The sequence below is a fragment of the Streptomyces sp. NPDC096105 genome (assembly GCF_044763335.1).
Taxonomy (GTDB): Bacteria; Actinomycetota; Actinomycetes; order Streptomycetales; family Streptomycetaceae; genus Streptomyces.
On sequence record NZ_JBIWGC010000002.1, the window covers coordinates 57,848 to 82,785 of the forward strand.

The 24,938-nt window shown below is 73.7% G+C and carries 27 protein-coding genes, 1 tRNA gene and 1 pseudogene; 21 read left to right on the forward strand and 8 right to left on the reverse strand.

Features of this window, described 5'->3' with window-relative positions; all coding sequences use genetic code 11:
- Nucleotides 1-88 precede the first annotated feature (88 nt).
- From ACIQ8B_RS02985 to ACIQ8B_RS03005, 5 genes are all read left to right on the forward strand, one after another.
- Nucleotides 89-367, forward strand: a complete 279-nt coding sequence (locus ACIQ8B_RS02985; protein WP_403544836.1) for a CopG family transcriptional regulator — start codon at nucleotides 89-91, stop codon at nucleotides 365-367.
- Nucleotides 364-798, forward strand: a complete 435-nt coding sequence (locus ACIQ8B_RS02990) for a hypothetical protein (RefSeq protein WP_403544838.1) — start codon at nucleotides 364-366, stop codon at nucleotides 796-798. Before ACIQ8B_RS02985 ends, ACIQ8B_RS02990 begins: the two co-directional genes overlap by 4 nt.
- A 408-nt stretch (nucleotides 799-1,206) precedes the next feature.
- Nucleotides 1,207-1,386: a hypothetical protein gene (locus tag ACIQ8B_RS02995; protein WP_403544840.1), complete on the forward strand. Its 180-nt coding sequence runs from the start codon at nucleotides 1,207-1,209 to the stop codon at nucleotides 1,384-1,386.
- Nucleotides 1,387-1,569: 183 nt separating this feature from the next.
- Complete coding sequence (locus tag ACIQ8B_RS03000) at nucleotides 1,570-4,008, forward strand: helicase C-terminal domain-containing protein (protein ID WP_403544842.1); 2,439 nt, start codon at nucleotides 1,570-1,572, stop codon at nucleotides 4,006-4,008.
- 246 nt (nucleotides 4,009-4,254) lie between these two features.
- Nucleotides 4,255-4,854 carry an ALF repeat-containing protein gene (locus tag ACIQ8B_RS03005; protein WP_403544844.1) on the forward strand — a complete coding sequence of 200 codons (600 nt, stop codon included), beginning with the start codon at nucleotides 4,255-4,257 and terminating at the stop codon, nucleotides 4,852-4,854.
- A 334-nt stretch (nucleotides 4,855-5,188) separates the two neighbouring features.
- Here ACIQ8B_RS03005 and ACIQ8B_RS03010 read toward each other — a convergent pair whose 3' ends face one another.
- The 6 genes from ACIQ8B_RS03010 to ACIQ8B_RS03035 all read right to left on the reverse strand — a co-directional run bounded on the left by ACIQ8B_RS03010 (nucleotide 5,189) and on the right by ACIQ8B_RS03035 (nucleotide 11,527).
- Nucleotides 5,189-5,602 carry a hypothetical protein gene (locus ACIQ8B_RS03010; protein ID WP_403544846.1) on the reverse strand — a complete coding sequence of 138 codons (414 nt, stop codon included), beginning with the start codon at nucleotides 5,600-5,602 and terminating at the stop codon, nucleotides 5,189-5,191.
- A 104-nt stretch (nucleotides 5,603-5,706) separates the two neighbouring features.
- Nucleotides 5,707-7,446, reverse strand: a complete 1,740-nt coding sequence (locus ACIQ8B_RS03015) for a copper resistance protein CopC (protein ID WP_403545448.1) — start codon at nucleotides 7,444-7,446, stop codon at nucleotides 5,707-5,709.
- A 143-nt stretch (nucleotides 7,447-7,589) separates the two neighbouring features.
- Entirely contained in the window at nucleotides 7,590-8,360 is a 771-nt protein-coding gene (locus tag ACIQ8B_RS03020) for an SDR family NAD(P)-dependent oxidoreductase (protein WP_403544848.1), read from the reverse strand.
- Complete coding sequence (locus ACIQ8B_RS03025; RefSeq protein ID WP_106413502.1) at nucleotides 8,357-8,836, reverse strand: cupin domain-containing protein; 480 nt, start codon at nucleotides 8,834-8,836, stop codon at nucleotides 8,357-8,359. The genes ACIQ8B_RS03020 and ACIQ8B_RS03025 overlap by 4 nt, the downstream gene beginning before the upstream one ends.
- On the reverse strand, nucleotides 8,833-9,441 hold the full coding sequence (locus tag ACIQ8B_RS03030; RefSeq protein ID WP_403544850.1) for a GNAT family N-acetyltransferase: 609 nt from the start codon (nucleotides 9,439-9,441) through the stop codon (nucleotides 8,833-8,835). The genes ACIQ8B_RS03025 and ACIQ8B_RS03030 overlap by 4 nt, the downstream gene beginning before the upstream one ends.
- The gene (locus ACIQ8B_RS03035; protein WP_403544852.1) at nucleotides 9,434-11,527 is read right to left on the reverse strand and encodes a penicillin acylase family protein; all 2,094 of its coding nucleotides are present in this window, start codon (nucleotides 11,525-11,527) and stop codon (nucleotides 9,434-9,436) included. The genes ACIQ8B_RS03030 and ACIQ8B_RS03035 overlap by 8 nt, the downstream gene beginning before the upstream one ends.
- A gap of 80 nt (nucleotides 11,528-11,607) precedes the next feature.
- Here ACIQ8B_RS03035 and ACIQ8B_RS03040 point away from each other — a divergent pair, with 80 nt between their 5' ends.
- The 3 genes from ACIQ8B_RS03040 to ACIQ8B_RS03050 all read left to right on the forward strand — a co-directional run bounded on the left by ACIQ8B_RS03040 (nucleotide 11,608) and on the right by ACIQ8B_RS03050 (nucleotide 13,817).
- Nucleotides 11,608-12,330, forward strand: coding sequence for a siderophore-interacting protein (locus ACIQ8B_RS03040; RefSeq protein ID WP_106413499.1), 723 nt, complete (start codon nucleotides 11,608-11,610; stop codon nucleotides 12,328-12,330).
- A 437-nt stretch (nucleotides 12,331-12,767) separates the two neighbouring features.
- Nucleotides 12,768-13,064, forward strand: a complete 297-nt coding sequence (locus tag ACIQ8B_RS03045; protein ID WP_004943146.1) for a type II toxin-antitoxin system VapB family antitoxin — start codon at nucleotides 12,768-12,770, stop codon at nucleotides 13,062-13,064.
- A gap of 132 nt (nucleotides 13,065-13,196) precedes the next feature.
- Nucleotides 13,197-13,817, forward strand: a complete 621-nt coding sequence (locus ACIQ8B_RS03050; protein ID WP_403545450.1) for a LytR C-terminal domain-containing protein — start codon at nucleotides 13,197-13,199, stop codon at nucleotides 13,815-13,817.
- Between the two features lie 58 nt (nucleotides 13,818-13,875).
- Here the strand turns inward: ACIQ8B_RS03050 and upp are convergent, their stop codons facing one another.
- On the reverse strand, nucleotides 13,876-14,511 hold the full coding sequence (gene upp / locus ACIQ8B_RS03055; RefSeq protein ID WP_106413497.1) for a uracil phosphoribosyltransferase: 636 nt from the start codon (nucleotides 14,509-14,511) through the stop codon (nucleotides 13,876-13,878).
- Nucleotides 14,512-14,649: 138 nt separating this feature from the next.
- Between upp and ACIQ8B_RS03060 the strand changes: the two genes are divergently transcribed.
- The 8 genes from ACIQ8B_RS03060 to ACIQ8B_RS03095 all read left to right on the forward strand — a co-directional run bounded on the left by ACIQ8B_RS03060 (nucleotide 14,650) and on the right by ACIQ8B_RS03095 (nucleotide 19,231).
- Nucleotides 14,650-14,892 (forward strand): hypothetical protein, encoded by a 243-nt coding sequence (locus ACIQ8B_RS03060; RefSeq protein WP_290002018.1) that lies wholly within the window; start codon nucleotides 14,650-14,652, stop codon nucleotides 14,890-14,892.
- Nucleotides 14,893-15,330: 438 nt separating this feature from the next.
- A complete protein-coding gene (locus ACIQ8B_RS03065) occupies nucleotides 15,331-15,867 on the forward strand; it encodes a hypothetical protein (protein WP_290002732.1) in 537 nt (178 codons plus the stop codon).
- A 65-nt stretch (nucleotides 15,868-15,932) separates the two neighbouring features.
- Entirely contained in the window at nucleotides 15,933-16,364 is a 432-nt protein-coding gene (tadA, locus tag ACIQ8B_RS03070) for a tRNA adenosine(34) deaminase TadA (protein ID WP_403545452.1), read from the forward strand.
- Between the two features lie 45 nt (nucleotides 16,365-16,409).
- Nucleotides 16,410-16,494: transfer RNA gene (locus ACIQ8B_RS03075), tRNA-Ser, on the forward strand.
- Between the two features lie 92 nt (nucleotides 16,495-16,586).
- Nucleotides 16,587-16,763 (forward strand): hypothetical protein, encoded by a 177-nt coding sequence (locus tag ACIQ8B_RS03080; RefSeq protein WP_167534644.1) that lies wholly within the window; start codon nucleotides 16,587-16,589, stop codon nucleotides 16,761-16,763.
- Nucleotides 16,763-17,056, forward strand: coding sequence for a Dabb family protein (locus tag ACIQ8B_RS03085; RefSeq protein ID WP_290002028.1), 294 nt, complete (start codon nucleotides 16,763-16,765; stop codon nucleotides 17,054-17,056). Before ACIQ8B_RS03080 ends, ACIQ8B_RS03085 begins: the two co-directional genes overlap by 1 nt.
- A gap of 188 nt (nucleotides 17,057-17,244) precedes the next feature.
- Entirely contained in the window at nucleotides 17,245-18,081 is an 837-nt protein-coding gene (locus ACIQ8B_RS03090) for an RNA polymerase sigma factor SigF (protein WP_290002745.1), read from the forward strand.
- A gap of 247 nt (nucleotides 18,082-18,328) precedes the next feature.
- The gene (locus tag ACIQ8B_RS03095) at nucleotides 18,329-19,231 is read left to right on the forward strand and encodes an RNA polymerase sigma factor SigF (RefSeq protein WP_290002029.1); all 903 of its coding nucleotides are present in this window, start codon (nucleotides 18,329-18,331) and stop codon (nucleotides 19,229-19,231) included.
- A 533-nt stretch (nucleotides 19,232-19,764) separates the two neighbouring features.
- Here ACIQ8B_RS03095 and ACIQ8B_RS03100 read toward each other — a convergent pair.
- Nucleotides 19,765-19,959, reverse strand: a complete 195-nt coding sequence (locus ACIQ8B_RS03100) for a hypothetical protein (protein ID WP_403544857.1) — start codon at nucleotides 19,957-19,959, stop codon at nucleotides 19,765-19,767.
- A 228-nt stretch (nucleotides 19,960-20,187) separates the two neighbouring features.
- Here ACIQ8B_RS03100 and ACIQ8B_RS03105 point away from each other — a divergent pair, with 228 nt between their 5' ends.
- The 5 genes and pseudogenes from ACIQ8B_RS03105 to ACIQ8B_RS03125 form a co-directional block, all read left to right on the forward strand.
- Nucleotides 20,188-20,679: a MarR family winged helix-turn-helix transcriptional regulator gene (locus ACIQ8B_RS03105; RefSeq protein WP_106413489.1), complete on the forward strand. Its 492-nt coding sequence runs from the start codon at nucleotides 20,188-20,190 to the stop codon at nucleotides 20,677-20,679.
- Nucleotides 20,680-20,692: 13 nt separating this feature from the next.
- On the forward strand, nucleotides 20,693-23,209 hold the full coding sequence (locus tag ACIQ8B_RS03110) for an MFS transporter (protein ID WP_403544859.1): 2,517 nt from the start codon (nucleotides 20,693-20,695) through the stop codon (nucleotides 23,207-23,209).
- A 110-nt stretch (nucleotides 23,210-23,319) separates the two neighbouring features.
- Nucleotides 23,320-24,141: a YceI family protein gene (locus ACIQ8B_RS03115; RefSeq protein ID WP_403544861.1), complete on the forward strand. Its 822-nt coding sequence runs from the start codon at nucleotides 23,320-23,322 to the stop codon at nucleotides 24,139-24,141.
- 106 nt (nucleotides 24,142-24,247) lie between these two features.
- Nucleotides 24,248-24,595, forward strand: coding sequence for an STAS domain-containing protein (locus tag ACIQ8B_RS03120; RefSeq protein ID WP_403544863.1), 348 nt, complete (start codon nucleotides 24,248-24,250; stop codon nucleotides 24,593-24,595).
- Nucleotides 24,596-24,637: 42 nt separating this feature from the next.
- Nucleotides 24,638-24,938: pseudogene (locus ACIQ8B_RS03125) on the forward strand (hypothetical protein); the annotation flags it as partial.

Consider the following 24,938-nt stretch of genomic DNA (forward strand, 5'->3'; position numbering starts at 1 on the left):
CCGCGCCGCCGAGCCCCTGGTCACCACGTTCGGATGTCCACCGGACCGCACCGGTACGGGATTGAGCACCGGGAGTATGGCCTCTTGTATGGCGACCAAGAAGGTGACTGTCACCATCCCCGGGGATCTCCTCGACGAAATCCGCAGCGAGGCGGCGGAACGAGGGCTGTCCGCCTACGTCGCCGAAGCGCTGCGCTACAAGCGCGACCGCGACCGGCCGCGGGAGTTGGCCGACTGGCTGCAGGAAGAGCATGGCCCCGTCACCGGCGACGAGCGCGCCGCCGCCCTCGCGGAGCTCGACGAACTCGACGCCGAGCACCTCCGACGTCGTGGCACCGACGGGCGTCGGACCGGAGAGGCCGCGTGAGCAAACGGAACACGGCGGCCCGGCAGAAGCCGGCACGTGTCTTCGTCCTGGACTCCGAAGCGCTCCCCCTGGCCGTACAGGGGGACCGCGCGATGATCGCGCGGATCGATCTCGTGGCCTCCGGAGAGGCGGAGGTGGTCACGTCGCCCATGACGCTGATCGAGGCGCACGACGGCCGGACCACGGAGCAGCGCTGGGACTGGATCCTCTCCCGCCTCACTGTCGCCGACACCGGCAACGACGAGGCCCGCCAGGCCCGCCAGGCCCGCCGGCTCCTCACCGACGCCGGGCTGCACGGGCACAAGTACGCCATCGACGCTGTCCTCGCCGTCATCGCCCGCCGGCAGAAGGGCCAGGTCACCGTCTTCACCTCGGACACGGACGACCTGGAACGCCTGGTCCCGGACACGATCGTCGTCAAGAAGGTCTGAGCAGCGGGCGACCGGTCCCGGCACTCGGCTCGTTCGGCCCCGCCCGCGCCCGTCCGGACAGACCCGACGCACGCGGAGCGATCTCTTCCGCTCCCGGCGGGTTCCCTCGCGTCCGCCCGTCACCAACGACGGCTGGAGCATGGCAGCCCCCGGCGCAGGCATGCCGCGCCCGGACGCGGAAGGACGCCGTCCCGAGGGGCGCGCACCTGACCAGCCGGGGTGCAAGGCCCTGCGGATCAGCCCGGCCGACCAACAAAGGTGCGGCTCAGGCAGGGATTGCGGTGCTAACCCTCACCTCGTTCATTCTCGCCGTGCTGTCGGGAACCCCCGGCAGTCCACGGAAGGGGTGGAGCGCGTGCGCTCCACTTCGTGCGTGCGGTCGCACGCCTGCTCGAAGGATGTTCTTCGATGACTCCGACCATGCTTGTGCTCGCCGTGGTGGTCGCCGTTCTGACGCTGCTCCTGGCCTCGGCGCTCGGTGTGCTGGTGTTCTGGCGTCCCGCCCTGACGGCGCCGGTCCACACCGCGGTGACCAGCGTTTCGGCGATGACGGCGCTGATGGCCGTGCTGGTGGCCGTGACCCGATGACAGCCGGGGAAAGTCCGGGCGCAGGTCACGTCGGACGGGTGACGTGGACCGCGAGCCGCCGTCGCTCGGCGGGTGTTCTGTCCCGTAGGGCACCCGCCGATCACGGGAGTACGCCATCCTTGAACCCGGCGCCGGGAATCCGGCCCGCTGCGGCACTCCCCAGCGCGACGAGGTGCACACCGCGTGAAGTCCCGATCCACGCTGACGACTTGGCTGAGCGGCCTCGACGGCTCGCGTCTGACACGCGTGCTCGAAGCCCGAAGAGACGCCATGTCCCCGCCGACGCCACGGTCGCTGGGGGAACTGGCGGACCGTCTTCAGCGCCCGGGGTCGGTGGCGCTGGTCCTGCCCCGGCTCGCGTTGCCGCATCTCCAGGTGGCCGAGGCGCTGGCGGCGCTGGGAGCGCCCGCGTCGCGTGAGGCCCTGGCCGGGCTGCTGGGGGTGGCGGACGACGAGACCGCCCGCCGGCTGGACGCCGTGCTGGAAGGGCTGGCCGAGCACGCCCTGGTCTGGCCGGACGGCGCGGGGAAGCTCCGTACGGCCGGACCGCTGCGGCAGGCATGGGACGCGCCCCTGGGGCTGGACGAGCCGCTGGAGCAGTTGCTCGCGGGCGTGACCTCCGACGAACTGCGCGGCATGCTGGTGGCGCTGGGCGTCAAGCCGCCGGGCACCAAGGCGCAGCGACTGGCCGCACTGGTGGAACACCACAGCACCGCGGAACAGGTTCTCGCGGTGGTCGCGAAAGCCCCCGCGGCGGCCCGGAAGCTGCTCGAACGCCACGCGGAGGACGGGCCGGAACAGCAGCCGCGGTTCGTCGTGTTCGGCACTTCCGGTCCCGGCCTCGAACCGGGCGCCCGGTGGGCGCTGGACCGGGGGCTCCTGATCCAGGACCGGCACGGCTACGGACCGGTCCGTATGCCGGCCGAGGTGGCGCTCGCGCTGCGCGGGCCCGGCCGGCACGCCCCGTTCGACCCCGTCCCGCCTGCCGTGCGGACGGCGTCCGTCACCCCGCAGGAGGTGGACCGCGAGGCGGCCGCCGCGGCCACGGTGTTCGCGTCCCGTGCCACCTCGGTCCTGTCGGTCTGCTCGGCGACCACGCCGGCCCGGCTGAGGTCCGGCGGGATCGGGGCGCGCGAACTGGCCCGGATCGGCAAGGCCGCCCAGGCCGACGACGCCGTCGTGCGCCTGGTGCTGGAGACCGCGTACGCCGCCGGCCTCCTGGGGCCGGACGGTGATCGCGTGGCGCCGACCGAGGCGTACGACGCCTGGGCGCGGCAGGAACCCCCGGAGCAGTTCGCGGTACTGCTCCAGGCATGGCGGAACCTGCCGCTCACCCCGACGCAGGCGCGTGACGAGGACGGCAAGGCGCTTCCCGCTCTCGCCGCAGCACCGCCCTGCCGTGCCTGCCTGCGGGCGCGCCACGGGCTGCTGGCCGCGGCCAAGGAGCTTCCGGCCGGGCAGGGCGCGACGGTCACGTCGGAGCTGGGGCCCCTGATCGCCTGGTACCGCCCGTTCGCCCACTCACCGCTCCCGGACGCGGCGCCGTTCGCCCTCGTCATCCGTGAGGCCGAGATCCTCGGCGTAATCGCTCGCGGCGCCCTGTCCGCCTTCGGCATCCACCTGTGGGCCGACGACCCGGAGGGGGTGGACATCGAGTGCCGGCGGCTGCTGCCCCCGGCCACCGCGACGGCACGGATCGGCGCCGACCTCACCGCCGTCGTCACCGGCACACCGTCCGCGCGGCTGGCCTCGCTCCTGGACTCCGTGGCGGACCGGGAGACCAGCGGCACGGCATCGGTGTGGCGGTTCAGCGCCGGCAGCATCCGCCGGGCGCTGGACGCCGGCCGTAGCCCCGACGCCATCGCCGCCGACCTGGCCGCCGTCGCCGCCGGGCCGCTGCCGCAGCCGCTGTCGTACCTGATCACCGACACCGCACGGGGCCACGGACGCGTACGCGTCGCCCCCGCCGCCTGCGTCCTCCACGGCGACGAGCCCGCGCTCCTGGCGGAGCTCGCCGCCCACCGCAGGCTCGCCAAGCTGGGGCTGCGGCAGCTGGCGCCGACGGTGCTGGTCAGCCGCAGCCCGCTCGATGCGACGGTCACCGCGCTCCGGGCCGAGGGATACGCCCCCGTCGCCGAGACCGCCGAGGGCACGGTACGGATCGAGAGGACCCGGCCTCAGCGGGCCGCCGCTCCTGTGCCGGCTCCGCGCCGCACGGGCGCGGAGGGCGGTGGCCGGGCCGCTGCCCCGGGCGCGGCGGGGGCAGCCGTCACGGTGGACCCGGGCGCCCTGGCGGCCCAGCTGCTGAAGGCCCCGCCGACGCCTCCCGCACCCGCGCCGTTCGACGGAGGACCGCCCTTCGCCACGGACACCGAGGAGATCGTCGCGGGGTACGCGAAGCACCTGCCGTACAGCGACGTCCGTCAGCTCGCCCATGCCATCGACACCGGTGAACCCCTCACCGTCGAGTACGTCGCCGCCTCGGGGAACAGGACCGTGCGCACCCTCAGCAGCCTCACGCTCGACCCGCCCTACGTCGAAGCCTGGTGCCATCTGCGCGACGACGAGCGCGTCTTCACCCTCTCCCGCATCCAGAGCGTCATGAGCCCCGTGCTCGAGTGAGACCGGAGCCGCTCGACACCGGCGCCGGGTCCGCTCCGCCGGAGCGGGGGCCGGGAATTGTTCGCGGAGGAGACCCCCGATCAGTGGTCGGCGCTCTCCCGGTCATCCGCGAACTCCCGGACGGAAATTCGAAAGTGAGTACGAGCGGCAAGCCGAACGTGCGGAAAACTGCCCGGTTCCGGCAGTGAGATCGACGGCGCTCTCCGTCATGATCACGGTGTCCGCACTCGAACTGGAGGCACATTCGTGAGACAGCACCGCGCAGGCCTGCTCGTCGTGGCCACGGCCCTGACCCCGGCCCTCCTTCTCACCACCCCGGCCTTCGCCGGCCCGGCGACCGCACCCGCCACCGCGACGACCGTGACGGTCTCGTCCGAGACTCCGGTGGACGAGATGTCGGAGGACGAGCTGCGTGCCGCGATCAACGCAATCCTGGCGGACGAGGACAGCGGCAGGAGCGTCACCGAGGCGGCCACCCGGGCCCTCGACGGCACCGCCGACGACATGCGCGCCTTCCTGAAGACCGGCTACCGACTCGCCCAGGCCGAGGACGACCGGGTCGCCATCGCCAGGATCCTCTTCACGGCGCAGAAGAACGGCGACAAGCGGGTCATCGCGGAGATCAACGGCCTCCTCGACCGCAACGTTCCCGAGGAACTCCGCGAGTGGCTGGAGACCGGCTACCCGCTCGCCCAGGCCGAGGACGACCGGGTCGCGCTCTTCACCCTCCTCGGCACGGCCCGGAAGAACGGCGACACGAAGCTGGTCCAGGAGATCAACGGCCTGCTCGACCGCATGGACGCGGACGAGATACGCGCCTGGCTGACGGCCTACCGGGCCGCCTGACCGCCGGACGCCGCCCGTCCGGAGCAGTCGGCGGTCGGCCCCGCTCGTGGCAGCACCCACAGCGGGGCCGGCCGCCGCGCCCTTCCGGTCAGGGCGGGTCGTGCCGCGCGCGCCTGCGTCCGTCCGCGCGGTACGGCTCGCGCCCGCGGGTGTCCGCGACGGCGAAAAGGGCGAGCGGCACACCGCGCCGCTCGCCCTTCCCGCCCCCGAGCCACTCGAACCACTCGACGCCCTCGGCCCTCGGCCGTCGGCTTGAGGTCCCGCGCCGGTTCGTCGGGCGTCACCTCGTGTGCGTACGCCGTCGCCCGCGCCTCAGGTCGTCGGCGCCGGAGGCTCAGCGGCGCTCACGGTGTTCCCGCCACACGTCCACGGCGTAGGCGACCCCGACGAAGACGGACCACGCCGGGGCGGCGATCATGCCCGGCCAGAAGCCGAAGAACAGCGAAGGCAGGAAGAAGCCGCCGCCCATGGCGAGGTCGCGGGTGAGGTACGGCGGGCGGCCGACGTACCGCGGGTACTTCACGAACACCCACACGTAGTGCAGGAGGCAGCCGATGATCCCGGCCTCATAGACATGGAGCACGTCGTTCATCAGTGACTTCGGCACCAGGATCATGATTCCCAGCACCGGCAGGAACAGCGGCATCCCGATGATCAGCGTCAGCCGCAGCCGTCGGTTGGGGCCGGTGCCGAGTCCGGTGCGGGCGGCCTCGGCCTCGAGGATGCGATGTGCCGAGTGCAGGTCCATGGTCGTCCTCCCCCGGACGGTCTGCCGAACAGCAGGCGTGCGATGACGATGCCATGGGGGCGGAGTGAGCCGACACCCTCTCGTCCGGACCGCCTGCCGCCCCGTCACCGCGTGATCCGCACCCCCCGCGTCTCCGTCACCTGGTCGATGTCCGAGACGCGGACCGTCAGTTTCATCGTCCAGGTGCCCTCCAGGGGGAGGGTGAGGTCGTTGGTGGCCCAGTAGCCTCCCCGGTCGGTGAGCTTCGCGTCGATGGGGCCGACGTCCTCGGACGGGAGGGTGAAGGCGACGCGGAGTTCGGGGACGAAGGTCAGGGCGCCCTGGGGACCGAAGACCACCGCCTGGAGGCCGTTCTCGCCGACCCGGCCCGGGTCCATCGTCACCTGGACCGTGCCGCTGCCGCCGGGTGTCCCCGTGTCGTAGGGGACCGTGAACGCCTCCGCGCCGGGCAGGCCCGCCACCTGCGGCTCGGGCGCCTTCGCGGCCTCCGCCTCCGCCCTGGAGGGCGGTGTGCCGGTCAGCACCGTGGTGACCAGCAGGACGGCCACCGCCACCACCACCTCCGCGAGGACGGAGCGGCGCAGGGCGCGGCGGTGGAGGGTTTCCGGTCCGGCCGTCACGGTCGTGGTCCCCGGCTCGGGGGGCGGGCCCGGCGCGCCCACCGGTTCGGGTACGCGTTCCCCGACCGCCGCCGGCCGTGCCGACAGGGTCGTCCAGCGGCGGGACAGGGCCGCCGCGAGCAGCAGGAACACCGTCGCGGCCAGCTTCACGGTGAGCGTGCGGCCGTACGCCGTCTCCGTGAGGGCGGACCAGGAGCCGAGGCCGCGCCAGGACTGGTAGGCGCCGGTGACGACGAGGACCGTCACCGACGTGAACGCCAGACGGGAGAAGCGGGCCACCGTGCCGTACGGCGGCGGGGTCTTCGCGCGGTGGAGCGTGAGCAGGAGGGCCGTCAGGCCGCCGAGCCAGCACGCCATGGCCAGCAGGTGCAGCACCGACGAGGTCATGGCGACCGGGACCTGGATGCCGGCTGAGGCGTGTTCGGCCGACGCCCAGGTCAGGGCCAGGGCGAGGGAGAGGGCCGCGCCCGCCGTCACGCGGGTGCGCAGGGGGCGGCGGCGGAGGACGGGGAGGAGCAGGGCGGCTGTCAGGAGCAGGGCCAGGCGGGTGAGGAGGGCCAGGCCGGGGCGGGCGGTGAGCGTGTCGGGGAACGACGAGAGGTCCAGCGCGGTCGCCGGGGACGCGCCCTTCTCGTAGGGGGCGCGCAGGAGGAGCAGCGCGGCCGTCGTCACCAGCAGGGTCCACCAGCCGAACAGCAGCGGCGCCCGCAGCGGGCCCGTGTCCGGCGGGCGGCACAGTGCCGCGAACGCCGCCGTGCCGATGAGCAGCGCGGCCGCGAGGTAGGCGAGGTAGCGGCCGGTGTCGTAGAGGCTCTTGGTGACCGGGTGTTCGGCGTGGTCCTCGGGGGCCGGGGGCGGGGTGGGGGACGGTGTGCCGATGGAGAAGGTGAAGGCGCCCGAGACGGGGTGGCTGTCCGCCGAGACCACGCGCCACGCCACGGTGTACGTGCCCTCGTCGAGGTCCGGGGGGAGCGCGGCGCGGGCGGTGTCGGCGGCGCCGGCCGCGTGCCGGGGCTCCTCCACGGGCACGCGGCGGTTGTCGGGGCCGTAGACCCGGAAGGAGTCCTCGAGCAGGCCCACGGACTCGGTGAACGTCAGGGTGATGTGGGTGGGCGCCGTCCTGACGACGCTCCCCTCCTCCGGGTCGCTGGCGCGCAGGGCCGCGTGGGCGCTCGCCGGGGCCGCGCCGGCGAGGAGGAGGACCAGCAGGACGCCCAGCGGCACCAGGGCCCGCACCAGCCGGCCTCCGCCCCGGTCGCCCGCCGTCCCGTCGCGCCGTCGCTCCACGTCGTCCCCGCCTCCCGGCCGTTCGCCTCCCAGGGGGTACGGACGGAAGGCGCGCTCCGCTCAACGCGGCGGGGACGTCGTCACCAGGTCGGGCGGGACGTCGCCCCTCCGTCGACCACCAGGTCGTGGCCGGTCACCCAGGACGCGAGCGGGGAGGCGAGGAACACACAGGCGTCGCCGACGTCCTCCGGGCGGCCGAGGCGGCCCACGGCGGACGCCTCCCGCCAGCGCCGTACGCCCTCCGGCCAGGCGTCCGCCAGGCCCTCCCGGTCGATCAGGCCGGGCGAGACCGTGTTGACGCGCACACCCCACGGGCCGTACTCCAGCGCCGCCGAGCGGGCGTGCGTCACCACCGCGGCCTTGGACGCGCCGTAGTGGGCGTGGCCGGGGGCGGGGAAGCGGGCCTCGACCGAGGCGACGTGGGTGACGGAGCCGCCGCCCTGGTCGCGCATCAGCCGTGCCGCCGCCTGGGTGCAGGCGAAGACGGCGGTGAGGTTGGTGTCCACGACCGCGCGCCACTCGGCCGCCGTCATCCCGGCGAGCTCCTGGACGGGCTGGACGCCGGCGTTGTTGACGAGCGCGGTGAGCCGGCCGCCGAACCGTTCGGCGGCCTCGGCGACCAGCCGGTGGCAGGCGTCCTCGTCGGTGAGGTCGGCCCGCAGGACGGCGGCCCTGCCGCCCGCGTCCCGGACGGCGCCCGCCGTCTCCCGCGCGGACGCGACGGAGGTGCGGCAGTGCAGGGCGACGGCCGCGCCCTCCTCGGCGAGCCGGCGGGCGATGCCCCGGCCGATGCCGCCGCCCGCGCCGGTGACCAGGGCGACCTGACCGTGCAGCAGTCCCCGGGCGCTCATGGGCGGCCCAGCTCCGCGACGAGGTCCGCCCGGTCCGGGTGGCGGGCCGTCAGCTCGGCCGGGTCGCCGTGCTCGTAGCCCTCGTAGGTGAAGCCGGGGGCCATGGTGCAGCCGAACAGCGTCCAGGAGCCGCCGTCCGCGACCCGGGCGCCCATCCAGGTGCCGGCGGGGACGGTGAGCTGGACGTGCTGGCCGCCGAGGACGTCGGGGCCGAGCACCGGGGTGCTGCTGGTGCCGTCGGGAGCGAGCAGCAGCATCCGCAGCGGGTCGCCGAGGTAGTGGTGCCAGGTCTCGTCCGCGGGCAGCCGGTGCAGGGCGGAGAAGTCGCCGGGCTCGCTGGTGAGCAGGGCGACGACGGCGGTGCCCTCGGGGCGGCCGTCGGGCCGGGCGGGACCGGCCCAGGTCTGCCGGAACCGGCCCCCCTCACGGGGGATCGGCTCCAGCCGGTAGTGGGCGACGAGGTCGTCGGGGGTCACCCGCCGAAGGCTACCTCGCGGGTGAGGAACGCGAGTTGTGCTCGTTTTTGCGGGAGGTGCACGTCCGGCAGGTCGACCTTCGGCAGCACCACCCGGGGTCCGGCGGTGAAGCCCTGCTTCAGGAAGCGGGCGATCGCCTTCTCGTTGCCGACGTCCGGGTCGACGACGATCCGCCGCTTGTCCAGGGCCACCAGGACGTACGTGATGACGGCGGCCGCCAGCCCCGCGGTCCAGCCGGAGCGGGTCCCGCCCGGTTCCGGGGGCGCGAGCAGCAGGTGCACGCCGATGTCGCCCGGCCGGACGTCGTAGCACTCGCCGACCCGGTCGGCCTCCGGCTCGTACGTCTGGAGCAGCGCGGCCGGGGCGCCGTCCTTGACGAGGAGGTACGCGTGGTGGGTGTCGAGGGTCTCCATGTGCGCGTAGGTCTCGGCGACCCGCTCCACGGTGAGGCCGTTCATGCCCCAGAACACGGCGCGTTCCTCGCTCACCCAGCGGTGCAGCAGGGGGGCGTCGGCGGCCGGGTCGAGCGGCAGGACGCGCACCGCGCCGAAGCCGTCGACCGTCTGCTCGTGGACGGCCGGGCGGGAGGCGTACGGGTCAGACATCGGTCTCCTTCGTCAGCTGCGCCCAGTCGGTGACGACCGGGGCCAGGTCTCCGGCGAGCCACAGCGGCTGCTGGTCGCGGTGGTGGGGCGAGCCGGGGCGGCCCGAGGCGCCGTGCGGCACCACCCAGCGGCTGTCCTCGCGCCGGGCCAGGTCCCAGACGTAGCGGGCGGCGGGCCCGCGGGCGGCGAGGTCGGTGATGCCGGGCACGGCGGAGGTGCACAGCACGCAGTCGTGGTCACCGGACAGGCCGGGCTCCTCCTGCGGCGCCTCGGGCGGCAGGGCCCGCCAGGGCGCGAGGCGGTGGGTGTCGCCCCAGACGCCGGCGGGCGGCGCGGCGGCCACCTCCTCCAGCGCCGCGCGGACGACGGCCGGGCGGTCGACGCCGAACAGGTCCTCCGCCGACAGCAGGTGTTCGAGCGCGAACCCGACGCGCGGGACCAGGGCGAGCCAGGGGCGGAAGACCTCCGGGTACGGGGGCGGGGCCGCGGCCGCCGCGAGGGCGGGCTCGGCGGCGAGCCGGCGGACGACCGCACCGCGCAGGGCCGCGAAGGCCGCCGCGTCGGCGCTGCCGGCGTCCATGTGCCGGTCCCAGGCCAGCAGCCGCTCGCGCAGGGCGGCGGCGGGACCGGTGAGGTCCTGTGCGCCGAGCGCGGCCAGACGGTCCAGGAGGGGAGCGGCGGAGGCGAGGTGGGTGTCGGTGTGGACGGCGGCCATGTCGGCGGCCGACCAGCGGCGCCGCCGGGCGAGCAGCGCGGCGATGCGGTCGGCGCGGTGCGGCGGGGCGAACTCCACGCCGAGCGGGGCGGCGGGGCCGCGCTGGTTGGCCATCACGGCGACGCCGTCGTCGAGTCCGGCGCGCGGCGCCTCGTGCCAGCCCCGCCACTCGTGGCCGGGCTCCCACGCGGGCACCAGGCGGACGCGGTTGGCGTCGGAGCGGACGGGGACGCGGCCGGCCACGCGGTGCAGGGTGCCGCCCTCGGTGTCGGCGGCCAGGACGACGTTGACGGGCTCGGCCCACAGGTCGGCGGCGCGGTCGACGTCGGCGACGCGGCGGGCCCGCAGCAGCGGCAGCAGGGCGCCGAAGCCGAGGTCGGCGGTGACGCGGGGCGGGTGGCGCAGGGCGACGGCGAGCGGGGGCCCGTCCGGCTCCGGCACCCCGCCGTCGAGGCCCTCGGGGCCGCCGATGACGACGGGCCCGCGATCGGTCTCGACGACCTCCACCTCGACCGGTTCCTCGCCCGCCACCTCGACGGTCTCGGTGTGCCGGGCGGTCCGCCGCCAGGTCCCGTCCGGGCCGAGCGCCTCGACGCCGGCGCCGGTGCGGCGCAGCCGCTCGCGGTAGAGGTCCTGGTAGTCGGCCATGGCGTTGGTGATGGCCCAGGCGACCGTGCCGGTGTGGCCGAAGTGGGCGATGCCGGGGACGCCGGGCACGGCGAGGCCGACGACGTCGAACTCCGGGCAGGACAGGCGTATCTGCTGGTAGACGCCGGGGTCCTCGATGAAGCGGTGCGGGTCGCCGGCGACGACCGCCTGCCCGGTGACCGTGCGCTCCCCCGTGACCAGCCAGCCGTTGCTGCCGGAGGTGCCGGGGCCGTCGGTGGCGAACAGGCCCACGGCGTCCGCCCCGAGGCGCGCGGCGGCGTGGTCGCGCCACAGCTTGGCGGGGAACCCGGCGAAGAGGAGGTGCGTGGACAGCCACACGGCCAGCGGCGTCCACGGCTCCCAGCGGCCGGGGAGGACACCGGCGCGGCCGAACTCGGGGGCGTCGTGCCCGTCCAGGCCCTGGTTGACGCCGGTGACGTACGCCCGGATCCAGTCGGCGGTCTCCGGGTCGCGTTCCTCCAGGCGGGCGAGGCAGCGGCGGGCCGTGTCGGCCACCCGGGCGCGCCGGACCAGCACGTCCCAGGGCAGCGCCTCCGCGCCGAGGAAGGAGGCCGAGGTGCCCTGGGCGCGGTGCCGCTCCACCTCGATCTGCCAGCCGCGGTCGAGCGCGGTCACCAGCCCCTGGACGCGGGCGAGTTCACGCGCGTCGTCGGCCCGCAGATGGGGAATCCCCCAGGCGTCCCGGAAGATCGCACCGGACACTGTGCCCTCACTCCCCTTTAGGTTAGGCTCCCCTAAGTCACCGTGACGTGGCGGCATCGTACGCGAAGGGGGAAGACGCGATGGGGCAGGGGCGGGGTTGGGAGGGCGCGGTCCTCAGACTGCTGCGCGCGAAGGACTTCGAGTTCACCGTGACGGGCGCCGAGGACGTCACCGCCGACTACCGGCGGGTGACCTTCACCGACGGCGGGATGCTGGCGACGACCGGCGTCCACCCCACGATGTGGGTACGGCTGTGGTTCGACAACGCGGGCAGGCCGCACCAGCGCGCGTACACGCTGGTCGACCCGGACCCGGAGGCCGGCGCCTTCGCCCTGGAGTTCGCGCTGCACGAGGGCTGCGCCAGCGACTGGGCGCGGGCGGCGAAGCCCGGGGACACCATCGAGGCGACCGTGCAGGGCACCGGCTTCGAGCACCCCAGCCCGGCCCCGTCGCACGTCTGCGTGGTCGGTGACCCGGCCTCGCTGCCGGCCGTCAACTCCCTGCTGGGCGCCCTGGGCGACACCCCGGCGACCATCTGGTTCGAGGGCTCCCTGGAAGGGCTGCCCTGCGTGGCCGATCCCGCGCGGCACGAGGTGCGCGAGGTCCCCCGGCGGGACGCGGGCGCGGCGCTGGTGGACCGCGTCCGCGCCGAACTGCCGGACCTGCTGAGGTCCCACGCCGACCCGTACGTGTGGATCGCCTGCGACACGGCGACCACCCGCACGCTGGGCGCGTTCGTGCGCAAGGACCTGGGCCTCGCCAAGCAGCGGGTGCAGGCGCTGGGGTACTGGCGCGCGAGCTGACCCGCGACGCGCGCCCGACGGGCGACGCGCGACCACCGGGGCGTGGACGTCGCACCGCGCCTCGCCCAGGATTCCGACGCCGGCCGGCTGCCGGGCCGCGTCCCGCCCGCCGCGCCGACCGGGACGCCGCCGGACCGGCGGATCCCGGCGGAGTGGCCGTTCAAGGACCCGGAGTCCCTGGCGAAGGCGCGGGCGCACAAGCGGGGGAGGAAGGCGTCGGCGAGGGCGGTGAAGGCCGCGGAGAAGCCGGGGCCTGGCCGGCGGGCCGACGCCGTACCGGGGGCGGGTATGCGGGCCGGACGGCGGCGGACCGGGCGGCCGGAAAGGGCGCGCGGCGGGAGCGCGGGACGTTTTCCGATGGTTCCGGGCGGTTTTTACGGCGGCGTACTGCGTCGCCGTGGCTGCGCCCGGAACGTCTCGACCGGTAGGCTTTCCGTGTGATCTTCAAGCGCATCGGAAACGGCCGGCCGTACCCCGACCACGGCCGGGAGAGCACCCGGCAGTGGGCGGACGTGGCGCCGCGCCCGGTCCGCCTCGATCAGCTCGTGACGACCAAGCAGCAGCTCGACCTCGAGACCCTCCTCGCCGAGGACTCGACCTTCTACGGCGACCTCTTCGCGCACGTCGTGAAGTGGCAGGGCGACCTGTACCTCGAGGACGGACTGCACCGCGCGGTGCGTGCGGCGCTCCAGCAGCGCCAGGTGCTGCACGCGCGCGTTCTCGAACTCGACTGACGCCCGTCGAACCCCCTGACGGCCCGGTTTGGCCCTTTCGGGTTGGACTGCCTCCAGTCGAATGATCATCTAGTAGGCATAGCAGCCCGGGCGCACTACGCTGCGCCCATGAGCATGCTCACTCCACCCGGCATGGGCGGCCAGTACCGCATCACGGGTGACAAGTACCCGCGGATGCGCCGGCCCCGACGGCGCGGCAAGCTCGTCGTGCTGAGCGCGGCCTCCGCCGCCGTGCTCGGCGTGGGCGGCTGGGGCACGCTGCAACTCATCGACGTGTTCACCGGCGGGGGAGACTCCGCCTCCGCGGTCGGCGCCAAGGCCGCCTGCACCACCGCGGCGAAGCCGTCGGCCGACGCCGTGGGGGCCGCCAAGCCGCTGCTGCGCCCCGGCACGATCACCGTCAACGTGCTCAATGCCACGACCCGCAGCGGGCTCGCCCAGAAGACCGCCGACGAGCTGAAGAAGCGCGGCTTCCGGATCGGCGAGGTGGCCAACGCGCCGGAGACGTACGACAAGAAGGTCAAGGGCGCCGGCGTGCTGCTCGGTCCCGCCACCGCGCTGGACACGGCGCTGCCGGTGCTGGGCGCCCAGCTGGCCGGCGCCGAGCGGCGCACCGACCCGGCCCGCAAGGGCGCCGAGCTCGACCTGATCATCGGCGACGCGTTCCGGGGCCTGACGGCGAAGGCGGACGCCGACAAGGCGCTGACCGCACTGGCCGACCCCGAGCCGACGCCCGCCTCGAAGAACTGCTGAGCGGGTCCCGCCCGAGCACGCTCGAGCGGAGCCCGCGGGGGCTGTGACGCGCGCGGAGTTACTCCGCGGCCCCGTACATCCGGTCGCCCGCGTCGCCGAGGCCGGGCACGATGTAGCCCTGCTCGTCGAGTCGCTCGTCGACGGACGCCGTCACGACCGTCACCGGCGTGCCGGCCAGCTCGCGCTCCATGACCTCGACACCCTCCGGCGCGGCCAGCAGCACCACGGCGGTCACGTCGTCCGCGCCGCGCTCGATCAGCTCCCGGATGGCCGCGACGAGCGTGCCGCCGGTCGCGAGCATCGGGTCCAGGACGTACACCTGACGCCCGGAGAGGTCCTCGGGCATCCGGGTGGCGTACGTCGAGGCCTGCAGCGTCTCCTCGTTGCGGATCATGCCGAGGAAGCCCACCTCGGCGGTCGGCAGCAGCCGGACCATGCCGTCCAGCATGCCGAGGCCGGCCCGCAGGATCGGCACCACCAGGGGGCGGGGGTGGGACAGCTTCACGCCCGTAGTCCGCGCCACCGGCGTCTGGATGTCGACCTGTTCGGTGCGCACGTCGCGCGTGGCCTCGTAGGCGAGCAGGGTGACCAGCTCGTCGGCGAGGCGGCGGAAGGTCGCGGAGTCGGTGCGCTGGTCGCGCAGCGTGGTGAGCTTGTGGGCGACCAGGGGGTGGTCGACGACGTGGAGACGCATGGCCTCAACCCTAACCGGGCCGCGGAGGGGCCGGCGTCCGCGTGCGGGACAAGGGGCTGGGGCCCCCGTCACTCCTTCGCTGGCGTCAAAACGCCCGGCCGGGGGAAGGTGGGAGGGACGGACTGGGGTGATGACGCAATGTCTGAGCAGGAGGATCGCGGGAATCCGTCGGCCGGCGCGCGCCGGGCTTCCGGCGCGGCCGGGGCCGGTGAGGGCGGCGCCGGGGGCGAGGTCGACTGGGAGGCCGAGCGCCGGCGGCGGCGGGCACGGTTCCTGCGGGAGCTGGCGGAGGCGCGGGCGCTGCGGGACCGGGTGCAGCCGCGACGGGCAAAGGCGGCGCGGTTGCGGCACGCGATGCGGATGCGGACGTTCCGCTGGTAGCGGGGTTCCGGCGGTGCCGGTGCCGTCCGGGGGCTGCGCATGCGGGGAGAGGCGCGCATGCCCGCGACCGGCGGCGGGCGCGTCCGCGACACGCCACGTCCGCCAGGCGGGCGTACGGAACCGGCGGCTCGCCGACCCGCGATCACGGGCCCCGTCGCGCCCCGGACACGTCGCCCGAGAGCGCCGCGCTCGGGCGGCGGGGAAAGCCGCGTACGATCCGGTCGTGGCGGCAACAAGTGCGCTGGTGAGTCCTTCCGGGGCGCACTCGGCGCACTGCGACCGAAACTGCCGGACACAGGGAGCGGAAGACGTCCCCTGATGGCCTTGTTTCTGCCACGATTCCCAGTGGGCGGGGTCTCGGAACTCCGCATACCCGCCCGCACACCTCCGCCGGGGGGACCCCCAACCGGCACGCCTATGACCAGTGGGAGAGTCACGGTGTACTTCGCCGCACTGCTCGCGCGCACCGAAGACGGGTGGGAAGCGAGCGACACGGAACTCGACGATGTGGAAACCCTGTCGGATCTCGCCGACCTGGCCCGGGAAGCCTCTCCTGACGAGGACACGGTGCTCGTGCTGATCGAGCAGGAGGACGGCTGGTTCGGCGTCGTCCGCGTGGACGGTGAGGAGGACCCCAGGATCTACGTGTCCGACGCCGCGGCGGCCTCCCGCAGCAGCTACGGGGAGATCCTGCTCACCGACGAACTGCTCGGCCGGGAGCCCGGGGACGGCGGCCCCGACCTGGACACCCTCGACCTCGACGGCACGGAGGACGGTGAGCCGGACGACGAGGACGCCGACGGCGGCCCGTCCGCCGCTTCCGGCGAGTCCGTTCCGCACGGCCCGGTCGGGGACGCGCAGGTCCTGGAGGACCTGGGCGTGACCGAGAAGGAGCTGCGCTCGATGACCGAGGACGCCGTCTCGGAGATCGCCGAGGCCCTGGGCGCCTCGGAGGTGCTGGAGACCGTCCGCTGACCGTGCCGGCCACCACCCCCGCGCCCGGCCTCCCGGACCCGGTGCGCGACCGCTGGCGGGAGCCGATGCGCCTCGCCCTGGACGAGGCCCGCCGGGCCGTCCCCGGCGGGGACGTCCCCGTCGGGGCCGTCGTGCTGGCCGCGGACGGGGTCACCGTGCTGTCCCGCGCCCACAACGAGCGCGAGGCGGGCGGCGACCCCACCGCGCACGCGGAGGTCCTCGCGCTGCGCCGGGCCGCCGAGCGGGCCGGGGAGTGGCGGCTGGCCGGCTGCACCCTGGTGGTCACGCTGGAGCCCTGCACGATGTGCGCGGGCGCGGCCCAGCAGTCCCGGGTGGACCGGGTGGTCTACGGCGCCCGGGACGAGAAGGCGGGGGCGGTGGGGTCGCAGTGGGACCTGGTCCGCGACCGGCGTCTCAACCACCGTCCCGAGGTGATCGAGGGCGTGCTCCCGGAGGAGTGCTCGCGGCTGCTCACGGAGTTCTTCCGCGGACGCTGAACACCGATTTCGGCCCACGCGCCACCGTGCTGTAAGGTCTCCCTCGGTAGCGTGTCCGAGCGGCCGAAGGAGCTCGCCTCGAAAGCGAGTGTGGCGCAAGTCACCGAGGGTTCAAATCCCTCCGCTACCGCTTCTGAAGGGCCCCGTCGTCAGACGGGGCCCTTCGTGCGATCATGGGCCCGCTCGATGCGCGCGTGACAGCAGTGACAGGGGAGGGCCGCGATGGCGGTGAACGCGAAGAAGGCCGCCGTCTACCTGCTGGTGGTCTTCGTGCTGTACGTGATCATCACGGATCCCGAGACCGCCGCCGACTACGTCCTCATCGGGTTCCAGGGCATCTCGGACGCCGCGAAGGCGGTCGGCGACTTCATGACCTGGCTGGCCGCGGGAGGCAAGTGATGATCCGGCACCTGGTGCTCTTCAAGCTCGGCGAGGGCGTCCGCCGCGACGACCCCGCGGTCGTCGAAGGCGTGGAGGCCTTCCGCGCGCTGGAGGGGAAGATCCCGGAGATCCGCTTCTGGGAGTGCGCCTGGAACATCAGCGACCGCCCCATCGCCTACGACTTCGCCATCAACTCGGCATTCGACGACGCCGAGGCGCTGCGCCGGTACGTGGAGCACCCGGACCATCAGGCGGGGGTCGGCCTGTGGCGCGAGTTCGCCACGTGGGTGATCGCCGACTACGAGTTCTGACGGCCCGTCCGCGCTCCGCGCTCCGAGGCCCCCTGCCGCGCCGGCAGGGGGCCTCGGAGCGTTCCACGGACGTTTCCCGCCTTCAACACGGAATATGCGGTGCTTGCGCACAGTGAGTCAGTCTTGTGATGCTATGACCGCTTTTGCCGAATGAGTTGACGGACGATGTGAGCGATGAAGAGGTGGCGTTGACCGTGTCGGCCAGTTCCGCGCCGCCCCAGGACGAGGCGTCCCCCGACGCGGTCCAGACCCCAGCCAGACGCCGTGGCGCGGACACCCGGGCCCTCACCCAGGTGCTGTTCGGTCAGCTCAAGAACCTGGAGCCGGGCACGCCGGAGCACGCCCGCGTGCGGGCGGCGCTCATCGAGGCGAACCTTCCGCTCGTGCGGTACGCGGCCGCCCGTTTCCGCTCCCGGAACGAGCCGATGGAGGACGTCGTCCAGGTCGGCACCATCGGGCTGATCAACGCCATCGACCGCTTCGACCCGGAGCGGGGGGTGCAGTTCCCGACGTTCGCGATGCCGACCGTGGTCGGGGAGATCAAGCGGTACTTCCGCGACAACGTCCGCACCGTCCACGTCCCGCGCCGGCTGCACGAGCTGTGGGTGCAGGTGAACAGCGCGACGGAGGACCTCACCACCGCGTTCGGGCGCACCCCGACCACCGCCGAGATCGCCGAGCGGCTGCGCATCTCCGAGGAGGAGGTGCTGTCCTGCATCGAGGCCGGCCGGTCGTACCACGCCACCTCGCTGGAGGCCGCGCAGGAGGGCGACGGGATGCCCGGCCTGCTGGACCGGCTCGGCTACGAGGACCCGGCCCTGGACGGGGTGGAGCACCGCGACCTCGTCCGGCACCTCCTCGTGCAGCTGCCGGAGCGCGAGCAGCGCATCCTGCTGCTGCGTTACTACAGCAATCTGACGCAGTCACAGATCAGCGCCGAGCTGGGCGTCTCGCAGATGCACGTGTCCCGGCTGCTGGCCCGGAGCTTCCAGCGGCTGAGGTCCGCAAACAGGATCGACGCGTAACCGTAAAGAGCGAAATCGCCCGACGGCGCACATCCGCGTTCTTTCCGTCCGACAATCCGTCAGACCCCCTGTTTCCAGGGCTGATTCGCATCTCAGATGTCGACATGTCACTACAGCGCGTTGCCGACATGTGACATTCTGCCGGAAGCGCGTTTGCCGGAGCCTCGGCGCCGGTATTCAGGTGAAGGCTGCGTTCCCCGGATCGGGAGCGTTCGCCGCGACCGTCCCGCGACCCAAAGGGGGTGGCATGTCCGCAGAACAGGGCAGCTCGAAGGTGCTCACGCTCGCGGAGAGCGAGTCAGCTCCCCATGCTCTCGACGCACTCGGCCCCATCGACGAGGGCCCGGCCCTCGCCACCACACCCGCTCCGGACCTCCCGGAGACGGCGGCCCTCGACACCCGCACCCTGTCCCGCTCCCTGTTCCTGCGGCTCGCCGTGCTCGACCAGGACAGCCCCGAGCGCGCCTACGTCCGGGACACGCTGATCGAGCTCAACCTCCCGCTCGTGCGGTACGCGGCGGCGCGGTTCCGCTCGCGCAACGAGCCGATGGAGGACATCGTCCAGGTCGGCACCATCGGTCTGATCAAGGCGATCGACCGCTTCGACTGCGAACGGGGCGTGGAGTTCCCGACGTTCGCGATGCCGACGGTGGTCGGGGAGATCAAGCGGTTCTTCCGCGACACGTCCTGGTCGGTGCGGGTGCCGCGCCGGCTCCAGGAGCTGCGGCTGGCGCTGACCAAGGCCGGCGACGAGCTCTCCCAGAAGCTGGACCGTTCCCCGACGGTGAGCGAACTCGCCGCCGTGCTCGGCGTGTCGGAGGAGGACGTCGTCGACGGCCTCGCGGTGGGGAACGCCTACACGGCGTCCTCGCTGGACTCCCCCGCCCCGGAGGACGACGGCGGCGAGGGCTCCCTGGCGGACCGCCTCGGCTACGAGGACACGGCGCTGGAGGGCGTGGAGTACCGGGAGTCGCTGAAGCCGCTGCTGGCGAAGCTGCCGCCGCGCGAGCGGCGGATCATCATGCTGCGCTTCTTCTCGAACATGACGCAGTCGCAGATCGGCGAGGAGGTCGGCATCTCCCAGATGCACGTCTCCCGCCTGCTCACCCGCACACTGGCCCAGCTGCGGGACGGGCTCATCTCGGACTGACCGTCCACGACGACTCCGGGCGCGGAGGCGCCCCGGCTCACCGGTCCGGGGCGCCTCCGCGCTCCCGGTCACGGGCATCGCCGCGCTGCGGGCCGGGGGCGCTTCGCGCTTTCCGGGCCGCGCGGTCTTCGGCCCCCCGGGAACCGCGCGTGCCACGGCCCGCTCGGGCGGGACCCTGGCGCGTCCGGCGCTGTGCGGCCCACGGCCGCTCGCCGGGGGCAAAGCCTCGCTCCTCCGGCCCTGTGGCCGACGCCCGAGCGCGGGTCTGTGCCCCACGCCGTTCGGACGCGGTGGCGCCCCGCACGGCCCGCGGGCACTCGTCCGACAGGTCTTGCGCTCCAGTGCGGCGCGGCCCCCTGCGTCCCGCCCCCACGGGGCGAGGTCCACGGCGGGCCGTGCACGGCCCAGCTTCGAGGACGGGGCGGCCCGCACCGCCGTGCGGGGTCGCCCTCCGCGAGGGGCGGGGACGTCGCCGCGCACCGGGTGCGCACGGACCACGAAGGCCGCCGAGGACTCCTCGGCGGCCTTCCCGCTCACTTCAGCGCGAGCCAGGCCACCGCCGCGACGATCGCCACGGCGACGACGATGCCGACGATCAGACCGATCCGTGGTCCGCCGCCCGTGGACGCCGCCTGCCGGCCCTCGGGGGCCTCGTCGACGAACGCGCGGAACATCTGGGTGCTGCCGGCGGGGTCGTGATTGCCCTGCGGGCCCTGGGTGTTAGCCATGTTCCGAGACACTAGCGAATCACCGTCCGGGGCCCCAAGCGGGGCGGGGAAGGGCGACCGGACCGGACGCGGGAGACCGGTGTCCCACGGGTGCATCCCTCCCCACCTGCGCGTTTACTGTCGCGATTACTTGCCTTTGCCAAGTTTTGGAGACGGACGGCCCGTTTTTATTTGTCTTCAGCAACCATCGATACCTAAGGTTGCTTCAAGCAACGAAACGGAGGTGCCATGGCCGAGTCGGCACAGTACGAGGAGCTGGTCCGGCAGTTCAGCGCCTTCGGCGCCGTCAAACGGGAGATGAACCGGCTGATGCCGTCGGACTGCCCGAGCGGCTCCGCGGCCGTGCTGACCGTGCTGGGCCGCCACGGCGACATGCGCATGAGCAGACTCGCCGAGCTGCTGTCCGTGGACATGTCCGTCACCAGCCGCCACGTCGCCCATCTGGCCGAGCGCGGCTGGATCGAACGCTCCCCCGACCCCGCCGACAAACGGTCCCGCATCCTGCGGCTCACCCCGGCCGGCCAGACCCGGCTCGACGACCTGTTCCGGCGCACGACGCAGCTCCTCGCCGAGCGGCTGGGCGACTGGTCGGACGAGGAGGTCGGCCGCCTCACGCAGCTGATGGCGCGCCTGAGGGACAGCTTCGGCGACCCCCGCACCGTGCCCCGGCAGGCACCCTCCGCGCTCGAACAGACCACCCGTACACCCGCAAGCACCTAAGAGAAGGAAGTCCATGGCAACGACCACACCGAACGGTGTGCGGGCTCATGCCAAGCACGGGGGAGGATCCTCCCAGGACGCTCCGATGACCCACCGGCAGATCATGGAGGCGCTGTCCGGGCTGCTGCTCGGCATGTTCTGCGCCATCCTGTCGTCGACCATCGTCACCAACGCCCTGCCCGAGATCGTCTCCGACCTCGGCGGCGGCCAGAGCGCCTACACCTGGGTCGTCACCGCCTCGCTGCTGACGATGACCGCCTCCACCCCCCTGTGGGGCAAGCTCGCCGACCTCATCAGCAAGAAGGTCCTGGTCCAGACGGCCCTGGTGATCTTCGTGATCGGCTCGATCGTGGCCGGCACGGCGCAGAACCCGGGCATGCTCATCACCGCGCGCGCCATCCAGGGCCTCGGCGGCGGCGGTCTCGCCGCGCTGGCCCAGATCATCATGGCCGCGATGATCTCCCCGCGTGAGCGCGGACGGTACTCCGGCTACCTGGGCGCGACCTTCGCGGTCGCGACCGTCGGCGGCCCGCTGCTGGGCGGCGTCATCACCGACACCAGCTGGCTCGGCTGGCGCTGGTGCCTCTACGTCGGCGTCCCGTTCGCGGTCATCGCGCTGATCGTGCTGCAGAAGACGCTGGACCTCCCCCTGGTGAAGCGGAAGGCCAAGATCGACTGGGCCGGCGCCTCCTTCGTCACCGCGGCCGTCTGTCTGCTGCTCGTCTGGGTCACCTTCGCGGACGACAAGTACGCCTGGATGTCCTGGCAGACCGGTGTGATGGTGGGCGGTTCGCTCCTGCTGACGCTGGTCTTCCTGCTGGTCGAGTCCAGGGCGAGCGAGCCGATCATCCCGCTGCGCCTGTTCCGCAATCGCACCATCACGCTGGCCTCGCTGGCCTCGCTGTTCGTCGGTATCGCGATGTTCGCGGGCACCGTCTACTTCAGCCAGTACTTCCAGCTCGCCCGGGGCCAGTCCCCGACCATGTCGGGCGTCATGACCATCCCGATGATCGGCGGCCTGTTCATATCGTCGACCGTCTCCGGCATCGTCATCACCAGGACCGGCCGCTGGAAGAGCTGGCTGCTGGCGGGCGGCGTGCTGCTCACGGCGGGCCTCGGCCTGCTGAGCACGATGCGCCACGACACCCCGTACTGGCACATCGGCGTCTTCATGGCGCTGATGGGTCTCGGTGTCGGCATGATGATGCAGAACCTGGTGCTCTGCACGCAGAACCAGGTGGCCCCGAACGACCTGGGCGCGGCCTCCTCCGTGGTCACCTTCTTCCGCTCCCTCGGCGGTGCGGTGGGCGTCTCCGTGCTCGGCTCGGTGATGTCCAGCCGGATCAGCCACTACGCGGCGGACACCATCGGCTCGCTCAGCCCGCAGGAGCAGGCGGCGGCCGCCAAGGCCTCCGGCGGCGGCACCATCCCCGACATGGACCTGCTGCCTCCGTCCATCCGCACCTGGCTGGAGAGCGCCTACGGCCACGGCATCGCCGACATCTTCCTGTACGTCGCGCCGATCGCGCTGCTCGGCTTCCTGGTGACCGTGTTCATCAAGGAGGTCCCGCTGCGGACCACCGGCGCGCTGGCCCAGGCCGCGCAGGAGCAGACCGGCGCCGGCGACCCGGTCGCCCCGGCGGCCGCCGAGGCCGCCGCCGCCCCCGCGGGCTCCGCCGCCCCGGAGACCCGGGCCGCCGCGGGAGACACCTTCACCGAGCCGGTGTCCGCCGTCGCCACCGCCGCCCGGTCCGAGGAGTCCGCCTCCGCCGGCATCCCGGTGCGCGGCTTCGTGCGGGGCGCGGACAGCGTCCCGGTGCCGCGGGCCGCCGTCACACTGATCTCCCTGGGCGGACGCCAGCTGGGCCGCTGCGTGGCCCAGGACGACGGCTCCTACGCGGTGGACGCCCCCTCGGCGGGGTCGTACGTCCTGATCGCGGCCGCCGACGGGCACCAGCCGCAGGCGTCCACGGTCGTGGTGAACGGCGAGCCGGTCTCCTACGACGTCCTGCTCAGCGGCACCAGCGGCATGACCGGTGTGGTCCGCGCGGCGGACACCGGGCAGCCGGTCAGGGACGCGATGGTGATCGTCACCGATGTGCGCGGGGACCTGCTGGCCACCGGGACCACCGGTGAGCAGGGCGAGTTCTCGTTCACCGAGCTGGTGCCGGGCGCGGTGACCGTGGCGGTGAACGCCGCCGGGTACCGGCCGCGCGCCCTGCCGGTCGAGATCGGCGCCACGGGCGTCACCCGGGTCGAGGCCGACCTGGAGACCGGCGCCCACGTGCGGGGCGTGGTCCGCGCCCCGCACGGTCCGCTGGCCGACGCCCGGGTCACCCTGGTCGACGCGGCGGGCAACGTGGTCGGCACGGCGACGACCGGTGAGGACGGCGCGTACGCCTTCGCCGATCTGGACGGCGGGGAGTACACCGTCATCGCCACGGGCTACCCGCCGGTGGCGAGCGCCCTGACGGTCACAGGTCCCGGTGTGGACGACCACGACGTCGAGCTCGCCCATCCGGGCGAGTGACCCGAGCCCCGGCCCGTGGCGGGCCCGCGCGTCCTGTAGCGGAGACGCGCCCCCGCCGCGGGCCGGTCGTATCACGACCCTTTTATGAGCCTTTTCAGGGAGAAGACGGGATGCCACTGACCGCGAGGATCCGCACCCGGGACGGATGGGCCGTGTCGCACGCGGTCGTCACGCTGACCGACGGGACCGGCGCCCAGGTGCTGCGCGCCGAGGCGGACGCCGAGGGCGCCGTCCGGGACGCCACGGAGCTGGCTCCGGGGGCGTACACCGTCGTCGTGACCGCGGTCGGGTACGCGCCCGCCGCCGCCAGCGCCCTCGTCACCGCGAGCGGGCGCGCGGAGATCGGGACGGTCACGCTGGCCCGGACCGGGGGCACGGAGCTGCCGCCGCCCGGACCGTGGACCGTCGACCCGGCGCACTCCAGTGTGGCCGCCGTCGCCCAGCACCTGGGCATCTCCAGCGTGCGGGGACGGTTCACCGATTTCACCGCCTCGGTGGAGATCGCCCCGGACGACGTCACCAAGTCGCGGGTGGAGGCGGTCATCCGGGCCGCGTCCATCGACACCGGCAACGGGATGCGGGACACCCATCTGCGGTCCCCGGACTTCCTTGACGCCGAGCGGTACCCGGAGATCGTCTACCGGTCCACGGGGCTCACCCAGGCGGGCGCCGACCGCTGGACCGTGCACGGCGAACTGGCCATGCGCGGCGTGGTCCGCCCGGTCGACCTGGACCTGGCGTACCTCGGCACGGGCGCGGACCCGTGGGGCGGCACCCGCGCGGCCTTCCGGGCCACGACCGAACTGCACCGCGAGGCTTTCGCGATGCACTACAACCAGGTCGTCCAGGCCGGCATCGCCGCCATCGGCACGACGCTCCGGGTGGAACTGGACGTCCAGGCCGTGCGGGGGGAATCGCTCCCCGAGGGGTGAGCACGGCCTGCGGACCTCGGCCGCTTCCGGTCCGGCCCCTCCCCGTGGTGCAATGAGTGGAGGTCAGGAAGCGGCCTTTTTCCGATTTCGGACCAACTACTGTCAGGTGAGTGCCGTGACCCTCCCGCCCCCTCCCGCCGAGCGCGTCATGCTCCCGCTGCCGTCGGAGATCGACGTCCGCAACGCCGACGGCCTGCTGCCGCTGATCATGTACCAGGCCCGCTCCGGCTCCGCGGGCCCGGCGCAGGTGATGGTCCTCGACCTGTCGGCGACCCGCTTCATGGACTCCCAGGGCGTCCGCCTGATCAACGACGCCCGAAGACTCCTGCTCCCCGACACCCGGGTGCTCCTGGTGGCCCTGCCGGAGAGCATGGCCTGCCGCGTGCTGGAAGTGACCGGGCTGCGCCGCGACGTGCCCGTGTACGACAACCTCCCGGAGGCGATGGCGGCCTAGGTGCCGCGTCCGCCTGGGCCGGCGCCTCGGCAGGGGCCCCGGGTGCGGGTCGTCGGCGCCGTCGAGGTGCTGGGCCTGCCCGAGCCGGTGGAGCCGCCGGCGGGGTACCACCGCTGCACCGCCGGTGAGCACCCCGACCGGGACGAGTACCGGGCGGTCATGGTGGAGCAGGGCGCGTCGCTGATCCGGGTCGCTCCGGAGCGCTGGGGTCCGGTGGCGACCGGTGGTGTCCCGGCGCGGCCGGCGGAGAGCGAGCAGCGCGCCCCCTCGCGGGAGTGCGGAGGCGTGGACGCCTCGCGCGAGTGCGGGGCACGGACACCTCGCCGGAATGCGGCGTGCGGAC